General features: G+C 45.8%; 1 tRNA gene. It reads right to left on the bottom strand.

The features are described 5' to 3' along the window. Window positions 1-264 precede the first annotated feature (264 nt). A tRNA-Ala gene (locus HP552_RS03285) sits at window positions 265-340 on the bottom strand. Window positions 341-371: the final 31 nt, after the last annotated feature.

Below are 371 nucleotides of genomic sequence, written 5' to 3'. Positions count from 1 at the left end.
TTCGCCACGTCCTTCATCGGCTCCTAGCGCCTAGGCATCCTCCGTGTGCTCTTAGTAGCTTAACCAGTTGCTCCGGTTTCGACTGCTCACTTCTCTTGTTTTGCTTACGCAAAGCCAAGAGTCGCTCCCATTCGATACCATCGCAATACAGTTTTCACTAGTTATTAAACTTGTTTTGACACAAGTTCAGCTAAAAGGAATGTTCTAATTCGCAATTTTCGTTTCGATATCTAGTTTTCAAAGAACAAGCTTATAAAATCTTGTTGGTGGAGCCAAGCGGGATCGAACCGCTGACCTCCTGCTTGCAAGGCAGGCGCTCTCCCAGCTGAGCTATGGCCCCATATTAGATTATAAAGTATAAATGGTGGGCC

Origin of the sequence: Paenibacillus xylanilyticus (assembly GCF_013359935.1) — a bacterium.
In the GTDB taxonomy this organism is placed as follows: Bacteria; Bacillota; Bacilli; order Paenibacillales; family Paenibacillaceae; genus Paenibacillus; species Paenibacillus xylanilyticus.
This window is presented reverse-complemented; position numbering and strand designations above follow the sequence as displayed.